The sequence below is a fragment of the Paenibacillus sp. MDV22-iso6 genome (assembly GCF_058408365.1).
In genome coordinates this window covers 38,604-64,860 of the sequence record NZ_JBZVDZ010000006.1, presented here as the reverse complement: position 1 = coordinate 64,860, position 26,257 = coordinate 38,604, and the positions used below count along the sequence as shown (strand labels likewise).

Sequence of the window (26,257 nt, the reverse complement as noted above, 5' to 3'; positions counted from 1 at the left end):
TTCTAGAAAATTCGGTATCCGGCGAATCGGTAAGCCAGTCGGTAGGAGATCACAATCAGGATCAAACTAATAACCGATTTGAACAGATTCACGGCGGTAGCGAAACTGAACTGCCCACTTAGCAGACCTTCTCTATACACAAACGTATCGATAATATCCCCTTGCTGGTAAATCAATGGACTATATAAGTTAAAGATCTGGTCAAAGTTGGCGTTAAGCACATTACCCAGTGCCAGGGTTGCGATTACGATCCCAATGGGAATAAGTGCCGGGATGGTAATATACATCGTTTGCTTCCAGCGTCCTGCCCCATCCACTTCAGCTGCTTCATACAGTGCAGGGTTAATGCCAGACAGTGCCGCGAGGAAGATGATCGTGTTGAATCCAAACTCTTTCCAGACATCACTCGCAATGATCGTGAACCGGAACCAGCTGCCATCCCCCAGAAAGAATATCGGCTTAATGCCGAATACGGAGACTAGGAACTGATTGACAATACCCGTCTGCGCCAGAATGTCGATCAGAATGCCTGACAGTGTAACCCAAGACAAAAAGTGCGGCAGATACACGAGCGTTTGAATCGTTCTCTTCAGCGCCATCTTCCGTACCTCGTTGAGCAATAAGGCGAAGACAAACGGAATAATTAGGTTCATAATGATCTTAGAACAGGCAAAAAACAGCGTATTCCACGTGATTTGCAGGAAATAATCATTTTCCCACATGTATCTGAAATGCTTCATTCCGACCCATTCGGAATCGAAAAAACCCAGTGCAGGTTTATAGTCTTGAAATGCCATCAAAATCCCGGACATCGGAATGTATGAAAAAATAAAGACCATAATGGCCGCCGGCAACACCATCAAGTGCAGAATCCATGGTTGTTTGTAGCGTTTTTTTGTTTTTCTGTTCGGCTTGCTCCCAATGTCCGCCTGAGGTACCCGGTTAGCTTCCATATTAGCCTCCATAGCGCGCTCCTGTTCCCAAAAAAAGTTTTTGTGTGTAATGGGGATCTCTGCTATAAATAGTATCAGGCATTTCTCAGGTCTGACTATATAACATTGTTAGGCTTGATAGTGTTTTGTTAGGAACATCATCTGAAGAGGTTGTTTACACAGAATTTGAAGGAGACTTTTTATGAATACATGGAAGCGCTTTATAACTTTGGGAAGAACGTCCAGATCCCGGTTTAGTCTGTTTGCCAAAATAAACTGTTTAATTGTGGTCCTGTTCATCCCCATTATTATCATGTATACCTACTCGAACAACGTCACTTATGATGTTGTAAGCAAAGAGCTACAGGTCTCCAATACGAAGCAGCTCACGTTTCTGTCCAGTCAGATCGATTCCCGTATTAACCAGATGATGGACTTCAGTCTTATTCTCTCAAGAGATCCCAATGTCAGAGCATTCAATGGCTTGAACATATGGAATGATCGTTATGACAAGATGCAGACCCGATATGTTATTCAGGAAAAGCTGATGCTTCAATCCGGTGTTACCGATATATGGCCTACTCGATACGCTGTGCATTCACAACAGAATCAAGATGTCATTGCCAACTATAATAGAACATCCGGGTATGATGAGGATTATTTGAAAAGAAATATGAGCGGACAATGGACATACGGTGATGGTGCTGAGTCCAAAGAGGATATGAAATCCTTTTACTGGTTCTTTACGGATTCCTTGGCCCAGCCGGGTATGTTGACGGGAAGCAATCTGGTGATTGAAGCCAGCTTCAGTTATGAGAATATTCAGAACATGCTGGATACGTATAAGGAAGGTGGACAAGGTGATCCCTTCTTTTATCACAAAGGAAATTCACCCATTCTGAATCGCAGTGCAGACAAGCAGCTATCCGAGGAACTCATTCGTTATCTGGATGAGCACTCGCCAGAGGATACCACACAGGATGTCGTCAAGCTGAACGGGAAAAAGTATCTGGTTAGCTCGGTGAAATCTTCCTATCTGGATTGGCATTTGGTCGATGTGGTACCTCTCTATCAAATTCTACAGCCGATCTCGCTTAGTCGGAACTTGTTCTATCTGTTTATGATTCTGCTGTTTGTGGTGGGCATTTCCGCTTCGATTCTGTTATATCGAAACATTCAATATCCGATCAAAAAGCTGATCCAAGGCTTACGCCGCGTGCAGCGCGGAGATTATTCCGTACGTCTGCATAGCAAGGATCAGAATGAATTCTCGTTTTTGTTCCATCGATTCAATGATATGTCACATCAGATTCAAGACCTGATCGAGAACGTGTTCCAGGAAAAAATCAGGGCCAAGGAAGCTACGCTGAAACAGTTACAGGCCCAGATCAATCCGCATTTTCTGTATAACTGTCTTGGCTATATCATCAATATGGCCCAGATGAAGGACGAGCAAGCCGTCGTCTCCATGGCACATAACCTTAGTGCCTACTATCGTTATACGACACGAGTGGAGCGGGAGACATCTTCTCTAAAAGAAGAAATCAACTTGCTCGTCAACTATTTGGATATCCAGAAGCTGCGTAATGGCAGAATTGAATACCATATCGACATCCCTGAGGATATGCTAGCCCAGTCGGTACCACGATTAATGCTTCAACCCATTGTGGAGAATTCCGTCATTCATGGCGTGGCGAAGTCGTATTCATCTGGTGAAATCCGGATTACTGGCGAGAGCTCGAACGGGTTCTGCAAAATTTACATCGATGACGATGGACCTGGCTTGAGCCCGGAACAGTTGGAGGCGTTGAATCTGAAAATGCAGCAGCCGCTGCAGGAGGAAATGGGCTGTGGCCTATGGAACACGAATCAGCGAATCATGCACCTATTCGGCAATCAGTCCTACCTTCTATTCGGCCCCTCCCCTCTCGGCGGATTCCGAACCGAGATGATCTGGGAGATCCCGAAAGATGATACTGAGCGAGGAGATACTTGTAAGAGTTAAAGGTTAATACAAACAATAAATTGACGATTTAATTTTGAACAAGATCACGTACACGATAACGCAGAGGACAGAAAAAACCTGAAGAAACGGAGTGCTCGCCTTTATCACCAGATTTACACATTATAAAATTCATTCAATAAATCTGGGGATAACAGCGATCGGAAGGTTATTCTGTCATCGGAGTGGCAAGTGTACAGATGTCTGCGTTCAACCACTAAGGAGACAATACAACATGCAAATGATCATCGTAGACGATGAAGCACACTGGGTAGATAACCTGTCCATGACCAAACCGTGGCATAAGCTGGGGATCGAACAGGTGCACAAAGCATACTCGGCACACGAAGCACTTCAACTGATCGATACGCACCCTATAGATATTGTAATCTCGGATATTCAAATGCCTGAAATGACAGGTATTGAACTGATCGAACGGATTAGAGTCCGTGACAAAAAAATAAAGTGCATTCTTTTATCGGGACATTCCGAATTCGATTACGCCAAAAAAGCCATCCAGTTCGAGGCCGTCGATTACTTGCTTAAACCACCGACAGATGATGAATTGATGGGCGCTGTTCAGAAGGCCATTGATCAATTAAATACTGAATGGGAACTCGTAAGTTCACTAAAACGAACCCAGTTTACCCTTCGAGAGAACCTACCGCATTTGCGGGGGCGATTGCTCCTTGAGGCTTTGCAGGGACATCGAATTGCCTCCAGCGAATGGGCACGGAAACTTGCGAATTACGATCTGCCCTTCCACGCCGGGGATTGCGCATTAATGCTTGTACGTATGGAAGAAGAATTCGGGCAATATGACAACAACGATCAAACCCTGCTTGAATATGCGGTCATCAATATGGCGGAAGAGATTATGGGTGAGTTTATGGAAGTGTGGGGCGTGAAGGAGGAGCATGGATATCTGGTGTTTCTGCTTCAACTGAAAGTGAACAACACCGACATTGGCAAAGAAACCATACTGGAGAAGCTTTCCGTACAACTTCAGTCCAAAGTTAAGCAGTTTCTGAAGGGTTCCCTCTCCATCGTCATCACCGAGTGGTTCACGTTTCCCGATCAGCTATATGATCGTTTTCGGCAAGCCTCCGCTTATTTCCGGCAAATTGTCGGTGACGAGCGCGAGTTCGTGATGCGGGTCAGTGACGTGGAAACTCCGGCAGCGCAAGGTCCGCTGGATGTCCTATATACTCCACCCACGTTCATTCACCTGTTAGAGAGTGGTCAATGGGATGCGGCAGAAGAAAAAATACTAGCCGTCTGTGCGGAGCTGGATGAGAAATGGTCGGAATCGTGGGAGCATTGTATGGAGGCTGGTTTTTTAATTACGGCTTCGTTCACCAATCTCGCACACCGAAACAGGCTGACTTTGGCCAACTTAATGGGTGACGATATCGAGTGGTTACAGAGTGGAGAAGCTTTCACCACCATCAGTAAACTGCGCAAATGGTCGCTTAGTGTACTTGGCAAACTCAAGGAAGGTACATCCAATGAGATCAAGGACATCCGTTCCGAGTATGTGAAGAAGATTCAGGATTTTACAGATAAAAACCTGCATCTGGATGTTTCTCTGCGTGTACTGGCCGATCATGTCAATCTGCATCCGACCCATTTGTCCAAGATCTATAAAATTGAAACGGGCGAAGGCATCAGTGATTATATCTCTCGCCTACGCATGGATCGGGCCTGCCACAAGCTGGTCACGACCACCAAAAAGGTATATGAAATCAGCATGGAGATTGGATATATGGACCCGGCTTATTTTATCAAAGTGTTCAAGCGCCAGTTTGGCGTCACGCCGCAGGAGTATCGGGATCAACATTAAACAACATAATAGAGTCCTATCGAAACTAACAAACTCATATAGATGCCCTCCCGCCCAAATTGGTACAGTTACACTGTAAAGATCATACATCGTAGGGGGATTGAACAATGATCAAATTCAAAACATGGTGGTCACTGCTCATGGTTATCGCACTCATCACGATCACTGCGTGCGGCAGTGGCGATACAGCCAGTGACAATGGTACCAAAGATGATACACCGGCGACCGTCGGTTCAGCTGAAGCAGAAGCTGCTTTTGCCAAAGGAAAATACGACCCACCCATCGAATTCAGTTCGGTATTGATGCCGAAGAAATACGTGCAAGGGGATACCAAAGAAAATAACGTTCACGATCGCTGGATGCTGGAAACGCTGGGTATGAAGCATAAAGATACCTGGTATCCGGCCAATGACGATCAATACAGACAAAAGCTGCAACTGGCTATCGCCTCTGGCGAGAAGCTGCCTGATTTCGTATCCGTACCGACCAATGCCGTATTGACCAATCAGTTGATCGACTCCGGTCAATTCATCGCCATCGATGAGTTGTTCGACAAGTACGCGAGTCAGACCCTGAAAGATCATGCAGCAGCACATCCTGAACTCTGGTACCCGTTCACTAAGGACGGTAAGAAATACAATATGCCGATCATGGAGTATACGGATAACGATGACACATTGCTGTGGCTTAGAGAAGACTGGATGGAGAAGCTGAACCTGGAAGCTCCGAAAACCATTGCAGACCTTGAGAACATCATGGACAAATTCAAAAACGAGAACCCGGACGGTCTGTCTCCAGACAAAGTATTCCCGCTGGCGATCTCGCTGAAAAATAACACCAACACCTGGATGGGTCAGCTCGACTGGTTGTTCGGTGCATATGGCACAATCGAGGAGCAATGGAACAAAGACGCAAATGGCAATCTGGAGTACGGCTCCGTTAACCCGGGTGCGAAACAAGCACTTGCCAAGTTGGCTGAATGGATGAACAAAGGTTATATTCATACCGACTCCGCTCTGTGGGATGAAGGCAAATCCGCTGAAAGCTGGACGGCTGGCAAAGCGGGCATTCTGCCTGGCGCAAACTGGGTACCCGACTGGCCTGCACCTGACCTGCTGAAGAACGTACCTGGCTCAAAGTATAAAGCTTACCCTGTTCCGGCTGGCCCAGACGGCAAGATCGGTACGAAGTGGCAGAACTCTGGTGTCAACGCAAGTATCATGATTAACAAGGATGCGAAGCATCCAGAAGCCATCTTCCTGTACTACAACTACCTGCTCGATAACCTGGCTAACCCGGCTGCGGGCAGTGAGTATGAATACGGCTTCGCCAAAGGTTACGACTGGGATGTCATTGACGGACAACCGACCAGTGACAAAGAGAAGATCAAAGACTTCTCCAACGAATTCCCGTTCCTGACCGGCCCAGCACGTATCCCGGATCTGTACATGAAAACACTCGTGAAGCTGGCCAACGGCGAGAAGCCTGAAACACCTTACGAGAAACAAATGGCCGAATTCCGTAAACCGGAAAACTGGTATGCAGGTAAAGTCGTTATGTCCCAGATCGACATCCGTAAACAAAACTACTTTACCGGTGCTGCAACACCAACCATGGTATCCAAATGGAACCTGCTCCGCCAGTCCGAGATGGAAACCTTCAACAAAATCATCTACGGCCAACTGCCGGTTGATGCCTTTGACCAATTCGTCGCCAACTGGAAATCCAACGGCGGTGATCAAATCACGCAAGAAGTGAATGATTGGTTTAAGTCGGTGAGTGGGAAGTAAGCATTGGATGTTGGAAAAGTAGAACATTAAAACCCGAGTCGAAGCGATAAGTTACACGCTTCGGCTCGGGTTTTTTAAGGTATAGATTGGGGTTGCTTCCCCTGACTTATGGGTTCGCGTTAGTAGGTTAAAACCTCTAACAACTCACAGATTACGTTTTGCTATTCTCAACTCTTCTCACTTCTTATGAGACATATTTTCAAGCAATTAGGCATCCGGCCTGTCATTATCCCTGTCAGTTAACATTGACTGCCCCAGCAAGGAAACTGTGAGCTGAATGCCATCTCTTAGCCCTTGCATGTATAACCGCTCATACTCTATTCCTTTACTGACAATGTATCGGCTCTCCCACTCAGTATATTCAGGTGTCTGCTCGATATCCTTGCCATTAAACAAAGATTCGAACGCTTCGTCTGTTTCCCCACGTACACGACTCAGTTCAGGATCATGCTCGATCCGGGAAGATACCTCATCCAGCCTTGCCTGAATTGCTCGCTGCATCCACGGTGGAAAATCCATTGCTTCTCCTCCCCTGCGCTTTATGTACTTCGCTCATTGCCGTACAACTCGGCTATGCCTCGCTTTCATTTCACTCACTCGCGCCACCAGTTCGTCCACCCTTCGGCTCTGTTCCTGAACCTCAGGATTGTCCCACAACGGAATCGCTTGCTTCAAGGATGCCTCTCCAAGCTGATTAAGCTTGCGCCGTTCCTCTTCCAATAAGTCAAGCAACCGGCTCATACATGCACCTCTCTGATGAGTCTAAATTGCACCATGTCTTGTTAATGCTAGACATGAGCAATCATTTTAATGCGATTATCGGTTTATTTTATTTTAATTCGATATCCGCATTAAAACAACCATTATTTCTCATACAATTTGGTTGAAATGAGGGGTGTACATAATGAAGCATAGACAAGAACCACCTGGCGATAAAAACATAATCGGCTCCCGAGTCGTAGCTATCCGTAAAAGTAAAGGGATAAAACAAAGAGAATTCCTGGCCAAACTGCAAACACTGGGTTTGGATATTAGTCAAACCAGTTTATCACGTCTGGAGGGTCAATATCGTCTCGTTCAAGATTATGAGGTCGTGATGATTGCGAGGGCTTTGGAGGTTTCTGTGGGGTATTTACTTGGGGAAGAAGTCGAATGAAGCTTGTATTACGTAAATCTTCTTATTTTCTACAAGACTCCTCGTCCCTTCTTTCCCCACATTATCTATAAGAATTCTTCACCGTCACGATAATAATATCTCATCGTTACTTTATCAAAAGCTATTGCTATAATCACAAAAAAGCCGATTGTCCCCGTTCCGGCATCGGCTTTATAAAAGGAACTCTCTATATTCAAGAGATTAAAACGGCAATTTATCATCAACAAACGGATCACTATGTGCTTCAGGTTCGATATACTTCTGTTCTAATATTAACTTATCTATATTGTTATGGAGCCAACCCATCCCTTGATTTGTTACACTGTATGCCTTGTAATAATCACCTTGATGATCTTGTTGATCAGAATACTGTATTAATCCTTTATTCTGAAGAGAATCCAAACCTAATGTTACAGCAATAGGAGTAAATCCCGCTTTGTTCATGTCCTGTCTTATAATATATGTGCTTATTGTCTCGTCGGGGCTATCTATATTTTGAGTAATTGAAACCAATAGTGTCAATTCATGTTGTGACAATCCCTCAGTAAGTGCGATTGAGGATTGTGTAGATATTAGCCCCATTTTTAATTGCTTCTGGTTTATCGCATTGATTCGTTCTTTGATTTGAACCTTTAAGAGCTCAAAGTCTCTTAGGGAAGCTGTACTATAAGTGATTATCTTTCTATGTTGTATATCAAACGGAAATTTCGAATTTCTTTGATCTGAACAAATCAGTATAACTTCTTTTTGACTCGCAATTGCATATCCAAGCTCAAACCATACGTTAGGATTATCTAATGAAATCTCTGCTAAAACTACATCAGCATTTTTGATTCCATTTTGTATATCCTCTATAGGTATAGTTACGGTAGGATCTCGGTCTACTCTATAAGGTTCTAAACCAGATTCAGTTATGGATGGAACTAGGATATCTTCATACCTTTTATCAAAAGCTCCTCCGTCAAATGGCTGAATTACAAAACAGATTGCCACTCTATCACCTCTTACATTATTTTTCATATTGAGTTACAATTATCGTTCTTCCGAATTCATGAACCTCTCCAAGGAGTTATCTGCCAGAGCATATCAAGTTGTTACCAGCACTGCTAAGATCAATAAGGATAAAAATAAAAATTAGTAGCAACTTTAGAATCCAACATAAAGTTTTCATTATTTAAATGTTTTTAGAGTTTCTACGCCTTTCATGTAAACGTGGTTTGAGAGATTTTTCCCAATCACTACCATCTCTGACATTATAATTTTTATAATGAGAGTCCTCAAAAGGAAACTCACCCTCTTTTGCTTTCCACGCCCGCAAAATGTTATATGACTCTGGTAGCAGCAGCTCCTAGATTACTTTCGCCAAAAGGTTCATCACATAAAATGCTGAATAGTTTTCATTTCTATATGCCATCACACAATCTCCTTTAGTTTATATAAGTTTATTTTATCCATTCTTGAATCGTGTATTAAGATTGATACACAAGATGGGTAAGTAAATTTTATTCTGCTAATCTTAAAAGACCATATTAGCAACTCTAGTAGCTCCTGGTCTGTTATTGGACCTGCGTCTTTCAGACGCGTTAGCCCAGAACCTAAAAGTGGTATGGATATTGATCTGCCGTTATAAAAACTATCAACCTCATTCCAAAAATTCAATAAAAAATTAATATAATCATTCATATATAAATAAGCTCTGTTCTCATTATCGAATTTAGAGAATGCAGTGAGAAAATAGTCATCATTAGGAAATATAGTTCCAAGTTTATACTTAGTCTTCTTTCCTATTCTTCTTGCACTATTTTGTTCAAGGATCTTCTCTTTTAAAATAGGATCAATTTTTAATTTCTTATCAAGTTGAGAAATCTCTCTACTTCCCTTCCTTTTAATATATATACCGTTTAGTGTTGTTTCAGATATAATTACATTATCAACTTGTGTATCAAAATATTCATTAAATGCTATGACTTTGTAACCATCAGCTTCAAAAATATCACCACTCCTAATTTCCAATTCTGAGCTATTAATATGTAGTCTTACTTTTTGCATTAAATTTGCCCTTATCCAAAGTAAAAAATAAACTACTACTAAAAAAACAATGAAACTTGTGAAGTAAAATATCCTATACTCCGTAGGTATATTGATGAATATAGAGCCAAGGGTGAAGAAAACACTCAAAATAGTTAAGAACGATAAATAATTTTTTATTAGTGCTTTGTCCAAAAAAACCACTTTGATTTTCATTTCCTCTAATATCAAACCTTTCTAAATATTATTTTGACCCTTTTTAGCATACCTTCCTGTATTGTAAAATTTAAAAGGGGGTTGTGTGTGATGCAACCGGAATCTATCAGTAGACTAAAACTCCAAAGGTTTCACTGCTTGAATGTCTTGTTTCAGGAAAGGACACCTTCAATTAAAATGGTAATAATAATTGTTTACTAAATAAGTCTTCTAGAGTCTCTTTAAACAAACTTTCAAGACCATTATTATTAAACAACGGCTTTAATTTCGTAGAATATATTTCAAATATATTATATAACTCCATTATTTCGATTTGTATATTTTTATCTATTTGTTTTAGTTTATTATTTATTGTTTTTTCAATTTTTTTATCAATATCACTGAATATGAAATCAACATCTAAAAAAACTCCATTTTTATCATAAACTTCGGAGTTATTCAAAACCAAATCAACAAAATGCTCAGTGACTTCGAATATTTTATTCTTTTCTTCCTGACCTAGCACAGCTACATCTTTAAATTTAATGTACTCAAATATTTTGTTTGTGTAATATGAGACCGTCTTTATATTTTGCCTCTTCACAACATCTTCATATTCACCAGTTGCTGTAAGTATTGATTTACCGATCTGATCAATCATTTCATTCATACGTTCTGATATATTATGTAATTCAGATACTTCATTAATAATTTTATTTTTGTCTTTCTCCTTAATTTGTTCTATTAAATAGTTGTAGAACATACCAGCCCACTGACTTTTCAGATATACTTCGATTTCCTCAAATTTTTCAAACGTAGAAATAGCTTTAACTTTAACTTCATCAATAAAATCAAAAATATTAGAACTATCAACAAATGCAAATTTAAAATTAGAGTCAGGCTCTTTTAACAAATCAGAAATTACTTTTTTATTTTTCTTAAAAGTATGATATTCACTATATACGTTCTTTTCAATAAAGATAAATATAGGAATATTATTATCAATAGCTTCTTTAAACTCTTTTCTAGTTATGGAAATATAGTTTTGTTCATATTTTTTAACAAATTCATTTTGTTTCTCTTCACTAGACGGGGCGCCATATCTTCCACCAATAATTAATACCATCATATGGCATAATTTAACTTCGTTGTAGCATGATATATCTAATTCTTTATCATGTTCAAAAAATACATTCCCACTTTCAAAAAGTACAGCTTCAAAACCGTACTGACTAATAAATCTTTCCACGTTATTTCTAATATGCTTCAAGTCATAATAAGTTGAACTCACAAAAATTCTTGGCTTCATCGTCTTCCCCCCAAAATCATTATTCTCAGTACAATTTCTATAACGTCCTTGTATTCACGAACCCTCACTGGCTTAAGGCGCGAATGCTCCGGGTCCAACGGACTTAGCCAGTGCAGGTTGTCCGGTTGCCAAAGCTTCCTCGAAATCCCTCTGCCGGACCGAGAGCCGAATGGATCGATGCGTGAAAATCATGTTATGCGCTGTTACTGCCCTCCTAAGTTACTCCATTGAATCTATGCCATTCTTTTTCTAGTTTTTTTAATGTTTTTTCTTCGTTGTAAAAACTCACAAATTTAATTTCTTTCTTAACCCTCGTCCACTCTGCTTTCAAATAAATTTGTGCTAATTTAGTAAGATCCCCTCTATTACGTGCAATTTGGCTAAATAAATCATTATGGATAATACCTAGTTTTCTTTGAAACTCATTAAGATAACTCTTAGAGTTGATAACTGAAATATAGTCGCTAATTACGCTTACTAGATAATCATAAGAATTCTCATTAATGCTTTTTTCATCAAGTTTTGAGTTAATGTTATTTTTTACAGAATGATCTCTGAGAAATTTGATTAAAATAACATCTGGATTATTGATTAAAAAATTTTCAAAGACTATTGAATTAGTAGCCGGATTTTTGTTTATTTTTAGTTTTCTCCCCAAGTTATTTATATACAGTACTAGAAAAATATTATTTGTAATCTCATCTATATTCTCTATTATCCTCTTATCTAGAGTGCCTTTAAAATTTAAATGTAGCTTTATTAATGAAGCTTTATATATCAACTTTTCTCTATAATTCATAAGTTCTGAAACTTCTAAGACACTCACTTGGACTTTAGGCAAATCAATTTCGGATACAAAATCCGCTACATATTTTCTTAGTGTGTTAATCCATTCCACCCTATGTTGTGTTAAGTTGTCCAACTTAATCCTTTTCAACGCTTGTGTTAATGTAATTAGCCCAACAATAAAGATAAGTGAAATTCCGATTAACGTTACAAATATCCCTATTAATGTAACTATATCTTTCTCTTCTAGTGAATTAATAAATCACATTTAACCCCTCTTTCCTTTGTAGTAATTGCGTATAACGTTGTTATATCCACGACGTCCCAAATCCGCCAAGGGCGACCACGGTGCGGATGTGTCCGCTGAATATGCTTCTCTGCCAATACCTTCTAGAGGACTGAGGAGCCGTCAGGCTCGATAGTGGATATATTGTTATGCGATGCCTCTGATTCCCTCGATCAAACTCAAAATTAGAAAAGTCAACCAAGAAGAAGTTGACTTTTTAATGAACTTACACAATTATTCATCCTTACCTGTTCCAACAAAAAACTTAATTACTGGCTCTAGCGTTTCATAAATCTTTTTCCCCGCATTGATAATATTATTAATCTCAAAAATGTATCCCACTATTTTCTTACCAGTGCTCCTTTCTTCTTCCGATGTTACAAGATCACCTCTTAACAATATCGAACCAAAACTAGAATCGATTACTGACTGCAATCCTTTGGTTCCCCATAATTTATAATTTTCAATTGCCGACCTTATGTTGGTTAGATTCTTTAAAAATAGTGCTTTTAAGTCATCATTAATCTTCATATTATTAACTGATTCAATAAGATTATTAACATTGTTACATAGCTCATTTAATTCATCTTCACTAATACTGTGTTCACCAATCTCTCGAGAAAGTGTATCTGAACAAAATTCCAGCCGAGTCATTATATTCTCATCTATTTTATTGACGAATTTACTCAAGCCGTTAGTAGCATTCAATTCAATACTTGATAAAGCATCTAAAACGATATTAATTGGCTGCAAATATCTCTCATGATTAATGTTAGTAACTTGCAATATATCTTCCTTAAGTGTTTTTGTTAATTGAAATAATTCAGAATAGTTTTCAATGATAACTGCCTTGTCATCTTTTGATACATTGAATACTTTTGCCAATACAGTATATGGGGTTGAACTGATTGAATTATTGTTTTTTATTTCATCAATAATATGATATAACCGCCCAGCAGAGTTATTCATTGGTATTTCAATTTTCGTCATTTTTGCAACCTCCATAATCTAGTTTTATTTACTATAATATAGTTGGTCATATACTCTTATCAATATCAATTAATTATTCATACGATATTATCAAGTACTTTAGATTTTCAGAGGTTATACATAACGTTGTTGTATTCACGAACGCGAGAGGCTTAAGGCGCGTAGCGTCGGGTGGCTCCGCCACTTAGCCTCGCAAGGTTGTTTGCATGATTACACTTCCACGAAATGTCTCGGCAGACCGAGGGTCAGCATGCTGGCCCGATACGTGAATACTTTGTTATCCGATGCATCCGACATCCTGAAACACTTATAATATATTCTTAATCCTCATGCTTAATATACTCTCTCGTAAATTGGGACAATTCCGACATTAATTTTTCTATTGTTTCATTAAATTCGTCACGTTGAACAACACCATGAGAACGATGATTGTGTATATCTTCTAACACCTCTATTAATTCTGTTGCCTTCTCAACTCCATTTAACTTGATTTTCAATAGATAATAATTTTTCACAGATAAATTTCTTGAGTAATCATCTTTATTATGGCGACTAGCATAATAATATCCCGATATGTCCATAATATATTCTGAAATAATGTGGGCTATATCATCTGTAAATACCTTACGCTGACTTTGGCGTTGGAGCTTTCTATCATTCTCAATATTATCCTGTGTTTTATTTTGTATAGTCCTTGTTTCTTTCGTTGTAACCCAAACAGCTAATATAGTCCCAATACCACTGATAACTCCACCTAAATAACTCCCTAGAAATCCTCCCCATTCCCCGTTGGAAAGTGTGGAATAAATTTCATTTCTAAAGATAAAGTACTCCAATATAAATGGGAGTGAAATGATGACCAAAAAAGCAACAAGGAGTATTATGATATATCTCCTCGCATCACCACTTCCTTTATTCGGATTATTCTTCTTGTTTATATTTCTATTATTCATCAAAAATTCTTCAATTCGATATAGACCAGTAATCAAAAAAATGCGTACCAGGATAATATTCAGGAATAAGACTTTGACAGCTTGAAATTTCTCACCATATTTCAAGCAGTAACAAAAAGCAAATAAATTAGCATCTTTTTCTTTTTCACTTTGATAGTACTCTTTCAAATCAAATTCCTTAGCCCCCTCTAAATCATTTTCAAACTTATAATTATATTTTTCTCTATTTTTGAATTGATGAGCATGTCGCATTTCGTGAGCTAACGTACTTATCCTTCTGGGATTTATTACTGCGACAGTATTGTCTACATGATTAAATCCACCCATTAATCTTCTTCCACTTTTATCATGCTTCTCTATGTATTTTTTGGCTTCATCTCCAAGTCTCATTACAGGATTCACATCAAGAATTTTTTTAAGATTTTCAATATGATCTATACACATTAAAATTCCTCTATTCTTTTAATTTTCGGATGTTTCGGATAACGTTCCTGTATTCACGACGTCAGACGAAGTCGGATGTGTCTGCTGGTATCCCTCCTCGAAATACAACCAGTAGACCAAGGCTCCATCGGAGCCGCAGCTTGAATATTATGTTAACTGAAGTTGTATCATATCATTGAGTTACATATACATTAAAAATAAAACTCGACTTCCTTCTCATCAAATAAATGCCCTCCTTTATAATATTCAATGTTAATCCTTCTTTTCTTATAATTCACTTCATAGTAAACGCCCAATACATATTTACATACATGTTCCGGAAATGTCTTTCCATCAAAGGACCAAACATCATCATAACTGTCCTTGGTCAAAGCAATTAGTCTAATTTTGTCACTTTCTTTCTCTTCTTTTGTTCTATTCCCTCGGCTATGAACAATAAGATCGCAATTTATCTTAACTCCAACATCCTTAGGTCCATAAATAGTTTTTACAATTGTTTTGATTTCCCCATTTTTGTTCCGATTATATTCCACGTCTACCTTATATTCTGCAAATTCAGATCTTTTTATTATGTTATTTATATGTAACATTAGTGCACCACAAAGCGTCCTCTCAGAAACTTTAGATATAAATAAGTCAAAATCACTTTTTAAAAAATCTCTATTTGCCTTCTCGAATATTTCAATAAGTCTTTCTATCAATGTGTACCTCCGAATATTTAATTTCTAATTGTTTATAAAGCAATTTCAGTTAACGTTCCTGTATTCATGAACCCCAAAGGGGTTGGCTGCTGAAATGCCTCTTCGAAATCCACCTCGCAGACCAAGGCTCCAACGGAGCTGCCGCTTGAATATTATGTTATGTGCGTTTGGGCCATCTTCGAATTACTTAATCATGTTTGAAATCCCTTTTCGTACAAAAGTCATCATTTAATTTTATTACAGTTAAAATAAATATTCTCAATAAAATCAAATAATTCTGATTATGAATTTCCTTATCATCATTCTCTATATTCGGCTGAATGTGACTATATTTATTCCGTAAATCTAGTCCATTATTAAATTGCGATTTATTAAGAGTATAATTGATATAATCTGTTTCCTGTCTAGAAAAGAGAGTGCTTTCAAATTCAATTATTCCCTTATCTTGTAACTCATCTAGTAGCTTACGCTTATACTCTGAACATTTCCAATAGCACACTACTTCATTAATATAAAAATCATATAATAGTAATGCTAGTTGATAATCTTTAAAAGTTATAATTTCATCTTCGTCAATAGATAAATATTGTTTCTCTATGAGCCATTCAATTTCTTTCAGATTGTAACTCTGAATTTCATTTTTATTCATTCTTTCATTTGTAAGTAACTCAAAAAAGTTGTTATAAGACTCAGCTGATCTTTCAAGGTATCCTAATCCACACTGATCTGAAAAAAGTAAGTAAATTAAATAATTAAATTCATCCCCACAACCATAGGCATATTTCTTTGATATCAAGGATGGAATGTTTTTGTAGACAAGGTGTTCTGATCGAATTTCAAGTAACTCATAGTCTATATGTCCATCTTCAACAAATAAAATAAATTGCTTAAGAACTGACTCTAAAGCAGGTGTAATATAAGTGCATTTCTCAAAAAAAGGAGAATTTACTGAGGGCATTTTCACTTTAAAGTTGTGTGCATCAAACTCTGCAAGTAAATAATCTTCAAAAAACCATTCAATGATTTCTTCTAGTCTTATCCCAAGACTAAAGAGTTGATGATAGTAACCTGACATTTGGAGTAATGACAAAACGTTCTTACGCTCAAATACAAAACCAACATTATATGCGTTTTGAGATGAAATAAAAATATGGCGTTCAAACACTCCCATCTCACTTATCTTATTAACTATTGTACTTCTCATCTGTAAATCAACAAATTCAAAAAGATATATAAAATTATTAAGTAAAGTTGAAAAATCCCTATTTTCTTCAATCCATTTGGTGCTGTACGTTGCAGCTATGGTTTGACCTTCATATACCAACTTCACTTCTTCATTCTGACTTTTCGAAAAACTCACACTTGTCTCCATTGGCATTCCAGAGTTCTCTACGAAATATTGCTTTTCTAGTTCTTCTGCTTTTCGCTTTGCTTTTAATAAGACTTTGGGTGCGATTTCAAGTTTATCTTTACTGCTCTGTATGTTAGCAATAAGCCGTACATAGTTCAAATTAGGCTCTTCACTATCCAAATAGCTTGAAATAATTGATTCTTTATCTAGATTACTTAATTGTTTCGGAAAATGTATGGCTTGGGGTTCTCTAAGATGTTTTAATTCATATTTATCCAAAAGCAGTTTGACTGATGATAAGGGATCAGACAACATCTTATCTTTAATTATTTCACCATAGTGATTCGTGATGCTCTTAGACTTTAATAATTCTCCCAAAGATACAATTGTTGTACTCAAGAATATCTTGAAACAGTCAGCTGTGATATTTTCATATACCTTGAATTTATCTATAAGTTCCCAAAAATCATCTCTATAGTTTCTTTCGACTCTACTATACATTTCTAATAAGTTATCATCATTAATTGTTTTAAAGAACTTAGCAACTATTCCAAAGAGTTTATTAATTTTCTTTTCCAAACGATCTATAGTATCAGGTGTCCAATCACTAGGATATACTTTATTATCGAAATACTTTTTTGCATTATAAAGTTCAATTACAACATTGATATCATCTGCTTCTTCGTTATAATATTCATCTATCAGTGTTCGGCTTTTCAATAAATTTCTTCCATACAGAATATCATTTAATGAATAAAATTTTATCCTTTTCATGTAAGCTCCTTATCTGTAACTGGCTTTTTGCCCTAATGTCACATAACGTTCTTGTGTTCACGAGTCCGAGAGGCTTAAAGGAGCGTCAGCGACTGGGTCGAAAACTTAGCCTCGCAGGATTGTCTGCTGAACAACTTCTTCGAGTTGCCTCTTGCAGACCAAGGACCGAACGGTCCGCAGCGTGAATACGGTGTTATGCGGCGTTCTTGCTTCTTCGAAATACTACCATCCAATAATCATTATAATCTCTTAATAAATTGAGTTCATTATTACAATTTTTTTCTATATTTAGGAGTGCTAGATCGAATTTTCTCGATTCAGTTTATCTAATCATGCGATATCTCATGACTTTCAATTTCACCGTTCTTATCGAAACTGAGTCGTAACAGACTATCATCTACTCCTAAGCCTGCTCTTCCTAGATAATAAACATACTGACGAGAAGGTTCACCAAGTTTTTGTTCTGGCTCACCAAGTAAATCAATAATCTCGGTTTCCGTCATCCCTTTAAGTTCGTAACTATTTATCAAACTGTACACCATACTAGTTCTTTTCTCTGCCTCTTTAAACCATGTTTCTTTATTATACTGATTACTACATGAACAAAGAATTAGTAGTAATAGTAAAGAGAGAACTATCTTCTTCATTATACTATCCCTTCCTTTTTCATTACAGCTTACTATTTATTCAATAGTTTTCGTGCGGGTATGATGGGAGTTGCACATAAACCGCCGAAAGTAAATTGTGTTCTTTAGTTGAATTTTTTTATTTCTTTCAAGAATGTCGCATAACGTTCCTTTATTCAAGACGTCCGACGAAGTCGGATGTGTCTGCTGAGATACCTCATCGATTTTCTACAAGCAGACCAAGACTCGTAAGGAGCCGAAGCTTGAATATTATGTTATGCGAAGTAGATTAGCTACAGTGAAGAATCTTTAATTTTTTGGAATTGATCGTTTATCAAAGAAATACAAGCTCTTATACATGCGTTCCTAAATTGTTGATATGTTAACCCAACTTCATATGTAATTTGATTATATCCCTCATCCTTTTTCAACTTAGCTTTGACTATATTTAAAGTTCTTCCATCATAATCTTCTTCATTAAAATGAAATGTCCAGTAAACTCCTTCATGTGCAACATTATTTCTAATAGATGTCATAAGTAAAGCGAACTCTGACATACTTATTTCTTCTTTATAATAAACTTCATCGTTAATACCAGAAATAGTTATACTTTCTTGAATAATTTTCTTATCATCTTGATTAAAATAGTTCTCGAAAAAGTGAATTGCTATTTCTTGTTTTTTCAGTTTTACTGCTGGAATGAAACCATATAGTGACTCGATACAAGTAATCAAAAAGAAGATACTTAAGTCTCTTCTTCCAGGTCGAATTATATCTATCTCGTCAGATAAAGTTATCAATCTCTGAGCAGTATTTAACATTCTGCGCGGCACTAAACTTTGGGAGTAATTAAGCTTCTCTAATATAAAATTGTTTGCCTCTTCTTCTTCCATAAAATAATCACCGAATAATGCTTGGTGGCTTTGAATCAATTCTGTCTCTAGATTTCTCATTTGTTCTTCAACTCCTTAAATGATCTTGATCTATTTTCGCATAACGTTCCCGCATTCCTGACGTTCAAGCAGCTTAAGGCAACAAAGTTGCCGGGTCGATAGACTTAGCTGGTTGAATGTGTCGCCTGAATAAGCCTCTCCGATATCCCTCTTGGCGACCAAGGAGCGTCAGCGACGAAGTAGGAATGTAATGTTATCCGATGTCTCTGCCTTCCTGATTTACTTGCATTAATTCTTTCCTACCATACAGAAAGGCTTGTTCTGAAATCATTCTCGTCAGTTATGTATTTTATATTTGTATAGGCCTGTTTTTTTGCGTTAGAATACATCCCTTCTACTAACTCGGCATTTTTGCAATAGATTGTTGTATAAGAACTATCTACAACTAATAATGCCAATTCGCAGTTACTTCTGAGAAAATCATTGTAAGTTTTTATTTCAATTGGTTGACTGCCTTTAGGAAAAGCTTTAAGGTCTTGGAATATTAAATAATAATCGTTGTTCTTTATAACGTTTCTTAGTGTTTCACCATCCATACATTCAATTAACCCTGAAAAAAGTGCATCTAGTTCGCCATCTAGTATAATGTATGACTCCTCCCCACCAATCCACCAATTATGATCTTCTACTTTAAACGGTTTTAATATATCTTCGAGAAATCTTCCGTATTCATTTGGAATTTCAAAACTAATTCCTCTTATCATCTACTCTTCTCCTTATTCTTTTCCTGCAGAGATTTCGGATAACATCTAATTTATGTACTTCGTAAATACCACACATCCTGCATGATATGTGAACTACGTATATGATAACCTAAGGTGTAGTTATTTGCGAAGAAGAATTTGGTGAAAAAGGGAGATTTATCGAAGCATTCAATCTCCCAAATCCATCCGATCCAGCGGGCTTTGAATACGCTGGATATTTTTCGTACTAACATGCGTATATCGCTGAGTTGTACGTGCACTCGTATGACCAAGTAACTCCTGAATGTAGCGCAGGTCTGTCCCGTTTTCCAGCAAATGAGTGGCGAAGGAGTGTCTCAACGCATGAATACTTACCTTTTTCACAATTCCTGCGCGTTGTCTAGCTTCTTCAAAAACCTTCTGCACGCTCCGCTCAGTAAGATGTCGATCAGAAGATTGCCCCGGAAACAGCCAACGATTGGGTCTGTATTCATCTATGTATTTCTGCACCATATCCCAGGCAAGGCTTGAAAGAAGCGTTCTCCGATCCTTTTGACCCTTTCCCTGTCGGACAATGAGTGTCTGCCTTTCAATATCCAGATCGCTGCAACGCAGACGCACAACTTCACCTACACGAAGCCCGGAAGAATAGGTCAGAAACAATATGGCCTTATGTTTAGGGTTGGTTACGGATTTGAGTAATTGTGCAACTTCCTTTTCGGACATCACTTGTGGAAGCTTGGTCTGCTTCTTAGGACGAATATACTGGATATCCGTAGGATGATGGAGCACATGTTTGCAATAGAAGCGGAGCGCGCTAATGGTCTGATTCACGCTTGAATGGGAAATTCCTCGCTCCAGCAAACCTAAACAATACATCTGAACATTGGAAGTAGTGACATCCTTATTTTTAAGGCTAAGGCTGCTTAGAAAACGCTCGACCTGATTACAATACGCTTTGATCGTTTTGCGACTATATCCTCGTAACTTTAGTGCCTTCTGTAACGGTTCTTTGCTCCACTGGTTGTTTCCCCTATTAGCTTTCCATTGCTGCAGTTCTTCATTGTCAACCCACAACTCCGGGTAATCTGAACTTCATCTGGATCAAACTGGCTCGTAAACTCCTGGATGGCCGCAATAGTGTAGGGTATGATCCACATTTTCTGTTTGGGTTCCCACTTTCTGCCCGTAATCTGGCGAATGCGCTGAATATATGCAGGGTTATAGGAACAACGAATATGCAATGAATGAGTAGAACCTTTAGTTATGGTAATCTTCTTTTCCGTTGTAGTATCATCGTTCATAGGAAACTCTCCTTTGTTTGAGTCTATGTCTTTCTCCGCAATTTTGAGAAATAAAAAGGAAGGCTATCCTCATCCCAAAAAGGGAATCAGATGACCTTCCGATGCTTTCGGAACATATATGATCTTTAAAAGTAAAGATGGGCACAGCCAGTGCAATAAAAAACTGCCACTCCATGTAGCTTCAACAAAGCATACTTACTGTCAATTTGTCCTCATGGATAATAGTAGACGATTGAACCCGCAGGTATTTCGTCTGGGGATATACTTTTACCCAAACATATACCGATATTTTTTTTACCCGCAATAGAATGATTAATTTGAGTAGAAACAACTCTAAACACTTGCTCTTCCCCATCCGTTTTTTTGATCATGATCTTCTCACCAATCATCTCTTTAGTTGTCGAAGGCAGGAGCTCATCCAACTCTTCATTAGCCCCCATAACGATGGTTCCGAATTCCGGTGTATCGAAGACTAACCCCACGCCAAACAGCATTTTAGTTTCCATTCTATGGCCTCCCTATCTCTGATCTATGAATAGCTCGCCTTTGACATCTCGTATCCTGAAATCGGCATTATGAAGCCTGACTATCGCATCTCTCAATAAAGCATACCGTTCAGTAGAATTGAGTTCAGGAGCAAACCTTGCTGCCCGAATACTTGCCTGAGCCTCATCAAGAGCATAGTTTCTTTTGATGACTTCAGGAGGAAGATCATAAAGTGGGAAGGATCTGCCTGCGATAGAAGCCTCATAGTGCCCAACAATCTCGTGAGCTAGTGTAGCATTCATTGAAATGTGTGTATTCGCACTCAAAGTCCCTACTCCCGGGGCTGCTGCTGGTAAGACATCCGTATTGATGACCAAGCGATTATACATCATGCCTGTATTCCAGGTATCATAATAACCAGGTTGTGCGATTAAGATATTTTCTTCGGGGAAATCAAGCTTGTTCAAGTAACTCTTTATCTCAATCTTTTGGTTATCCGTCAGCGGAAGCTCATTGCGTTGTCCGTCACTGAGAATCTGTCTAAAATCTACCGCGCCATCGTATTTGACAGGGGTATCGATATGCAGCTTAGGTTTGAAAAAAGAGCTAACGCCTAATACCATACCACCTGTACCGAGCATACTTGCCCAATGTTCACTTGACCAAGCATTTGTAGGTAAAACGGCTTCTCTAATCGTTCCATGGACTCCAAATGTCAACCAGTTCAGTGTGTCTTGAGGCGACTCAAAAGCTTTGTCAGCTCGATCAACATACCCGTTTACGAGTCCACTCGGAATACCAAATGTCCAGTAATCCAGAAATCCGCCTACACTATCATATCTCTTCTGATATCGGTCATCTGCCGATTGTATAAATGCTTGTCCTAGCTCTTTTAAACTATCTACAGACTTCTCAACTGCATTCCGATCGTCTACACCTTCCTGTGGGCCACAAGCATTCGGTGGTGGTGGTAAACAGTTCATGTCTACTTGCCCTTCCGACCCGTGATCAGCTTGGAGAAATCATTCTCCATAGTTATGTAACACAGTTGATATTGAACTCATAAGTGTGACAACTTCAGTCATAACAAGCTGTGACTTCTTGAAATCATAGTAGAACCTTTCTCTAGTACTCCCATCCCAGTTCGCTTCTATATCAGTCATGCTTCGCAGAAGACTTTCATTCATATGTTGAAGAGTAGTATAAGCTGTAGAGAACTGTTTACTAATTGCAAATAGTTGCTCTGGCGTAACCATAATTCTCGTCATTATACCTCACACCTACTAAAGAAATATTTAGTTTCTGATTTCAGGGAATATCTGGATTTTACTGTTCATTTATTACCTGTGTCAAATAATGCAGCAATAAGCCACTGAACAATCTGAACTAGAGCCCTGATCATTTTTGTTGTTACCTTTGACTTTGTTTATATACTTGTCCAACTAATGTAAAGACAGCAGATCCAGATAAGGAACTGCTGTCTTTATATCTCTATAATTTCCTTCACTTAATATCAGTGATATATAGGAGTCATTTGCGAGCCATTGTATTGCTTGGAATATCTACATTCAGCTTTGCCACTCTAAACATACAAATGCCAACCCACAATAAAAGCAGCCAGGATGAAAGCCGAAATACCGGACATGATGTACATCACCTTTTGCTTTTTGCTGTAACTGCTCTTCCTCAGTTTGAACATAAGCAAGCCAAGATACGCCACTGCTAGAACTACATAAAGTAGGTTAAACAATAAATTGATCCGTAGCGAAGAATGAGCGGGATAACTTGGAAGTCTCGTGTGTATGATTAAAAGGTTAAGAGGAAGTATCGCACCTGCTACATTAATTGCAAGATAATATTTATCAAAATCTATCCGAGGATTTCCTCGTTTATTTCGTTTGTAAAAAAGCATCCGGATTAAATAGCCGATCAACACACTTAAACTGAAAACGATGGCTAGCGCAACAGGAATAAAAGATAATACAATCAAGTTCACCTTCAAATTAGATACAGGCAAGTAATCCATGTAAGGAGTGTAGGAAATTTTCTCAACAACGCCAATATGCTCGACCACATTATATAGATTACTTAACTCCGCTTTTGAAAATTTGGTTATATCAAGCTGCCTGAATAAATCAGTAAATCTAGAAGCTGCCCTTCGTGCGGACTGAAAATATCCTCCTTCAGAAGCAACGGAACTAACGTATGTACTATTACCAAAGATTTTGCTAATAAGTCCATAATAATAGATTTCCTCGAACGCAATGTTTGTCATGACCACCATCCCAAATTTGGATGCTGGATCGAAGACAACTTTACTTGAAAATCCTTTTAAATTCCCCTCATGCATCAGCGTAGGCACCACGTATTCCATCTCAACGAACCCGTGCGCAAATCGCGGAATAGAAGTCTCATCATAATATAGACTTGTTGACAACATTTCGTCTAACGTATCCCTCTTTGCAAATAATACATGGCTATCATCGACAGGCATCAGCGCTGCAAGGAATTTCCCTAAATCTTCTGCTGTCCCGATTGCTGCCCCTGTAGGATAAAACGTTACGTATACTCTGTTCTCAGGTATCAGTTTCAAATCTTTCGTATACCCTTCGATCTCATTCCTTCTTTGCACTAGGTCTGGACGATCTTGCCCCGTTGGATGAACCGTAGTGTCGTTCATATGAAGAGGTTCAAAAATATGTTGATTAACATATTCATAATAAGGTTGCCCACTTACCAATTCCACGATGTAACCGGCTAATCCAACGCTATAGTTTGAATAACCAACGACGCTATTCGGTTTATATATCTGTTTCGGCTCATTTTCACGCAACGTTTCTCCCAAATCATAATTTTCATTCTCTTCGTAATAATACACTTCGGACGCTGTTTGATCTTCCCAACCCGCATTGTGATGCATCAGGTTCATTAGGGTAATCGGTTCATCGTATTTCAGCTTTTTGAAAAATCCCTCTGGTAGATATTCTTGGATATCCGCCTCCAAATCAAGCTTTCCTTGCTCGACAAGCTGCATCACACTCGTATAGACCAACAGCTTAGAGATCGAAGCCCATTCAAAAACCGTAGATGTATCCGCCTTTCGCTGATTCTCCATATCCGCGTAACCATATGCCTTATTCACAATGGTTTTTCCGTCTTTGATAGCCACAAACGAGACAGCAGCGGTATACTTCTCATACGAGGCAACATAAGTATCAATCGTTTCCTCTAACTTGGATAAAGGAATGCTGGATGGTGTAGTCTCAACCTGTTCTTCTTCAGCGTGGACAGGTGCCGCTATTGCCATAATGATAAATATGAATGACAGAATACAAGCGATTACTTTGTTTACAGTGTGATATCCACGACTCATCTGCATTAGCTTCTCTCCTTTTATATTAAATGTTAATTACGTACTCTTGTTTTCACGTATGCGTTTTCAAAAGAGTACACACGAATCTAAATTATTCTTAAATGCAATTACACTCCATTCAGGATAGAGGTCAAAGAATTTCATCTATTAATTTGGGCGTGATGATCTCATCGCTCCATTTCGGTGTTAATACTCTTCTGTACCCTATATATTCTTTGGTCCAGCCTTCGAATTCTTCCCCTCAGAAACGATATGTAATGTGATTATTCCTTCGTTGTTAGCATCCGGATCAACATAACATTAAAATGATCAATTGGAACGAACGATTTTACTCGCATTATTATTTTTTATAAATATCCTTCATTTATCACATATATCCATCTTCAGGTTCACCAACTTCAAAGCCCAACACTTTTGACGCTTCCAGCTTAAATGTTTCTATCCAAGACACCCAATCATCAATATTCATCTGTGCATAAAATGATAATCCACTAGGCTCTACGGATGCCTCAATAAAAACATCATCCTCTTCAGACCCAAACCAATATGGAACTCCACTTTTATAACCAATCCACCCTGGCATACGCTCATACACTTTAGAAACTTTATCCCATACCTCATCAGGCAGATCATACCTTATATTTAGGTTGCAATTATGAGAATTTATGTTGTTCATTTACATTCACTCCCTCTACCTCAGACGGACTTCAAGATATATCCTCTATTTTTATTTATAACTTGATTAAGGATAGATCTCTTGGTCTTTATATACTATTTTCGTTATCATTTTTGAATATTTTAATCTCGTTATTTCAATGAGTTCATTTGGCTGCATCATATTCACGATGTGACTATCATTTATTTTAATTTTGGTGTTACCTCGTCCCAGTCCTTTGACTATTACGATGTTATTATTCACCTCTACTATTTGTCCAATTGTGTTGAACTGCTCTTGTTTCTTGAGATCAAGGTATGTTACAAGGCCAAGTATACAAAATATAATAAAGCAAAAAATTGATAACGCAGTTGTCCATGCAGGAGGATGATATGCTAAGTTATTGGTAGTTACTTGAATTACGATTATAAAAATAAATAGAACGATGAATAGAAATTGCTTTTTTAATTTGCCTTTAGCTTTTTCGTTCATAGCTTCTCCTTATTAGGTTTTCTGGTATTTCACATAACGTTCTTGTATCTACATACCCTCACTACCTCAAAGAGTGCAGCGACTTGCCGCGACACGATTAGATAGTGCAGGGTTACCTGCCGACTTCACTTCTTCGAATACCCTC

27 protein-coding genes are annotated in these 26,257 nt (G+C 38.3%); 4 read left to right on the top strand and 23 right to left on the bottom strand.

Annotated elements, in window-relative coordinates:
- Nucleotides 1-2 precede the first annotated feature (2 nt).
- Nucleotides 3-860: an ABC transporter permease gene (locus AC4PM4_RS17480; RefSeq protein WP_491614316.1), complete on the bottom strand. Its 858-nt coding sequence runs from the start codon at nucleotides 858-860 to the stop codon at nucleotides 3-5.
- Nucleotides 861-1,134: 274 nt separating this feature from the next.
- Between AC4PM4_RS17480 and AC4PM4_RS17475 the strand changes: the two genes are divergently transcribed.
- The 3 genes from AC4PM4_RS17475 (at nucleotide 1,135) to AC4PM4_RS17465 (ending at nucleotide 6,567) form a co-directional block, all read left to right on the top strand.
- Complete coding sequence (locus AC4PM4_RS17475) at nucleotides 1,135-2,937, top strand: sensor histidine kinase (RefSeq protein ID WP_491614140.1); 1,803 nt, start codon at nucleotides 1,135-1,137, stop codon at nucleotides 2,935-2,937.
- 232 nt (nucleotides 2,938-3,169) lie between these two features.
- The gene (locus tag AC4PM4_RS17470) at nucleotides 3,170-4,777 is read left to right on the top strand and encodes a response regulator transcription factor (protein ID WP_491614139.1); all 1,608 of its coding nucleotides are present in this window, start codon (nucleotides 3,170-3,172) and stop codon (nucleotides 4,775-4,777) included.
- A 107-nt stretch (nucleotides 4,778-4,884) separates the two neighbouring features.
- Nucleotides 4,885-6,567 carry a type 2 periplasmic-binding domain-containing protein gene (locus AC4PM4_RS17465; protein ID WP_491614138.1) on the top strand — a complete coding sequence of 561 codons (1,683 nt, stop codon included), beginning with the start codon at nucleotides 4,885-4,887 and terminating at the stop codon, nucleotides 6,565-6,567.
- A gap of 207 nt (nucleotides 6,568-6,774) precedes the next feature.
- Here the strand turns inward: AC4PM4_RS17465 and AC4PM4_RS17460 are convergent, their stop codons facing one another.
- A complete protein-coding gene (locus AC4PM4_RS17460; RefSeq protein WP_491614137.1) occupies nucleotides 6,775-7,086 on the bottom strand; it encodes a hypothetical protein in 312 nt (103 codons plus the stop codon).
- Between the two features lie 33 nt (nucleotides 7,087-7,119).
- A complete protein-coding gene (locus AC4PM4_RS17455) occupies nucleotides 7,120-7,308 on the bottom strand; it encodes an aspartyl-phosphate phosphatase Spo0E family protein (protein ID WP_491614135.1) in 189 nt (62 codons plus the stop codon).
- Between the two features lie 163 nt (nucleotides 7,309-7,471).
- Between AC4PM4_RS17455 and AC4PM4_RS17450 the strand changes: the two genes are divergently transcribed.
- On the top strand, nucleotides 7,472-7,723 hold the full coding sequence (locus tag AC4PM4_RS17450; RefSeq protein WP_491614134.1) for a helix-turn-helix domain-containing protein: 252 nt from the start codon (nucleotides 7,472-7,474) through the stop codon (nucleotides 7,721-7,723).
- A gap of 201 nt (nucleotides 7,724-7,924) precedes the next feature.
- On the opposite strand, the gene AC4PM4_RS17445 is transcribed toward AC4PM4_RS17450, so the two are convergent.
- The 20 genes from AC4PM4_RS17445 to AC4PM4_RS17350 form a co-directional block, all read right to left on the bottom strand.
- Nucleotides 7,925-8,743, bottom strand: a complete 819-nt coding sequence (locus tag AC4PM4_RS17445; protein WP_491614132.1) for a hypothetical protein — start codon at nucleotides 8,741-8,743, stop codon at nucleotides 7,925-7,927.
- A gap of 154 nt (nucleotides 8,744-8,897) precedes the next feature.
- Complete coding sequence (locus AC4PM4_RS17440) at nucleotides 8,898-9,041, bottom strand: TIR domain-containing protein (protein ID WP_491614131.1); 144 nt, start codon at nucleotides 9,039-9,041, stop codon at nucleotides 8,898-8,900.
- Nucleotides 9,042-9,136: 95 nt separating this feature from the next.
- Complete coding sequence (locus AC4PM4_RS17435) at nucleotides 9,137-9,967, bottom strand: macro domain-containing protein (RefSeq protein WP_491614130.1); 831 nt, start codon at nucleotides 9,965-9,967, stop codon at nucleotides 9,137-9,139.
- 172 nt (nucleotides 9,968-10,139) lie between these two features.
- Nucleotides 10,140-11,255, bottom strand: coding sequence for a DUF4062 domain-containing protein (locus tag AC4PM4_RS17430; RefSeq protein ID WP_491614129.1), 1,116 nt, complete (start codon nucleotides 11,253-11,255; stop codon nucleotides 10,140-10,142).
- A gap of 214 nt (nucleotides 11,256-11,469) precedes the next feature.
- The gene (locus AC4PM4_RS17425) at nucleotides 11,470-12,153 is read right to left on the bottom strand and encodes a hypothetical protein (protein ID WP_491614128.1); all 684 of its coding nucleotides are present in this window, start codon (nucleotides 12,151-12,153) and stop codon (nucleotides 11,470-11,472) included.
- A 408-nt stretch (nucleotides 12,154-12,561) separates the two neighbouring features.
- Nucleotides 12,562-13,317 (bottom strand): hypothetical protein, encoded by a 756-nt coding sequence (locus AC4PM4_RS17420; protein ID WP_491614127.1) that lies wholly within the window; start codon nucleotides 13,315-13,317, stop codon nucleotides 12,562-12,564.
- A 320-nt stretch (nucleotides 13,318-13,637) separates the two neighbouring features.
- Nucleotides 13,638-14,714 carry a hypothetical protein gene (locus AC4PM4_RS17415; RefSeq protein WP_491614126.1) on the bottom strand — a complete coding sequence of 359 codons (1,077 nt, stop codon included), beginning with the start codon at nucleotides 14,712-14,714 and terminating at the stop codon, nucleotides 13,638-13,640.
- A 191-nt stretch (nucleotides 14,715-14,905) separates the two neighbouring features.
- A complete protein-coding gene (locus AC4PM4_RS17410; protein ID WP_491614125.1) occupies nucleotides 14,906-15,415 on the bottom strand; it encodes a hypothetical protein in 510 nt (169 codons plus the stop codon).
- Between the two features lie 187 nt (nucleotides 15,416-15,602).
- A complete protein-coding gene (locus AC4PM4_RS17405) occupies nucleotides 15,603-17,540 on the bottom strand; it encodes a hypothetical protein (RefSeq protein ID WP_491614124.1) in 1,938 nt (645 codons plus the stop codon).
- A 326-nt stretch (nucleotides 17,541-17,866) separates the two neighbouring features.
- The gene (locus AC4PM4_RS17400) at nucleotides 17,867-18,187 is read right to left on the bottom strand and encodes a hypothetical protein (RefSeq protein ID WP_491614123.1); all 321 of its coding nucleotides are present in this window, start codon (nucleotides 18,185-18,187) and stop codon (nucleotides 17,867-17,869) included.
- 272 nt (nucleotides 18,188-18,459) lie between these two features.
- Entirely contained in the window at nucleotides 18,460-19,119 is a 660-nt protein-coding gene (locus AC4PM4_RS17395; protein ID WP_491614122.1) for a hypothetical protein, read from the bottom strand.
- 239 nt (nucleotides 19,120-19,358) lie between these two features.
- Nucleotides 19,359-19,823 carry a DUF2691 family protein gene (locus tag AC4PM4_RS17390; protein ID WP_491614121.1) on the bottom strand — a complete coding sequence of 155 codons (465 nt, stop codon included), beginning with the start codon at nucleotides 19,821-19,823 and terminating at the stop codon, nucleotides 19,359-19,361.
- A gap of 168 nt (nucleotides 19,824-19,991) precedes the next feature.
- Nucleotides 19,992-20,879: a site-specific tyrosine recombinase/integron integrase gene (xerA, locus tag AC4PM4_RS17385; protein ID WP_491614120.1), complete on the bottom strand. Its 888-nt coding sequence runs from the start codon at nucleotides 20,877-20,879 to the stop codon at nucleotides 19,992-19,994.
- A complete protein-coding gene (locus tag AC4PM4_RS17380; protein ID WP_491614327.1) occupies nucleotides 20,792-21,106 on the bottom strand; it encodes a hypothetical protein in 315 nt (104 codons plus the stop codon). Before AC4PM4_RS17380 ends, xerA begins: the two co-directional genes overlap by 88 nt.
- A 212-nt stretch (nucleotides 21,107-21,318) precedes the next feature.
- On the bottom strand, nucleotides 21,319-21,612 hold the full coding sequence (locus tag AC4PM4_RS17375; RefSeq protein ID WP_491614119.1) for a hypothetical protein: 294 nt from the start codon (nucleotides 21,610-21,612) through the stop codon (nucleotides 21,319-21,321).
- Between the two features lie 12 nt (nucleotides 21,613-21,624).
- Nucleotides 21,625-22,575: a WXG100 family type VII secretion target gene (locus AC4PM4_RS17370; RefSeq protein WP_491614118.1), complete on the bottom strand. Its 951-nt coding sequence runs from the start codon at nucleotides 22,573-22,575 to the stop codon at nucleotides 21,625-21,627.
- A 39-nt stretch (nucleotides 22,576-22,614) separates the two neighbouring features.
- Nucleotides 22,615-22,848 (bottom strand): WXG100 family type VII secretion target, encoded by a 234-nt coding sequence (locus AC4PM4_RS17365; RefSeq protein ID WP_491614315.1) that lies wholly within the window; start codon nucleotides 22,846-22,848, stop codon nucleotides 22,615-22,617.
- A 326-nt stretch (nucleotides 22,849-23,174) separates the two neighbouring features.
- Entirely contained in the window at nucleotides 23,175-24,971 is a 1,797-nt protein-coding gene (locus tag AC4PM4_RS17360) for a serine hydrolase domain-containing protein (RefSeq protein ID WP_491614117.1), read from the bottom strand.
- A 361-nt stretch (nucleotides 24,972-25,332) separates the two neighbouring features.
- Nucleotides 25,333-25,641 carry a hypothetical protein gene (locus AC4PM4_RS17355; RefSeq protein ID WP_076290099.1) on the bottom strand — a complete coding sequence of 103 codons (309 nt, stop codon included), beginning with the start codon at nucleotides 25,639-25,641 and terminating at the stop codon, nucleotides 25,333-25,335.
- 66 nt (nucleotides 25,642-25,707) lie between these two features.
- Nucleotides 25,708-26,112 carry a hypothetical protein gene (locus AC4PM4_RS17350; protein WP_076290100.1) on the bottom strand — a complete coding sequence of 135 codons (405 nt, stop codon included), beginning with the start codon at nucleotides 26,110-26,112 and terminating at the stop codon, nucleotides 25,708-25,710.
- Nucleotides 26,113-26,257 lie beyond the last annotated feature (145 nt).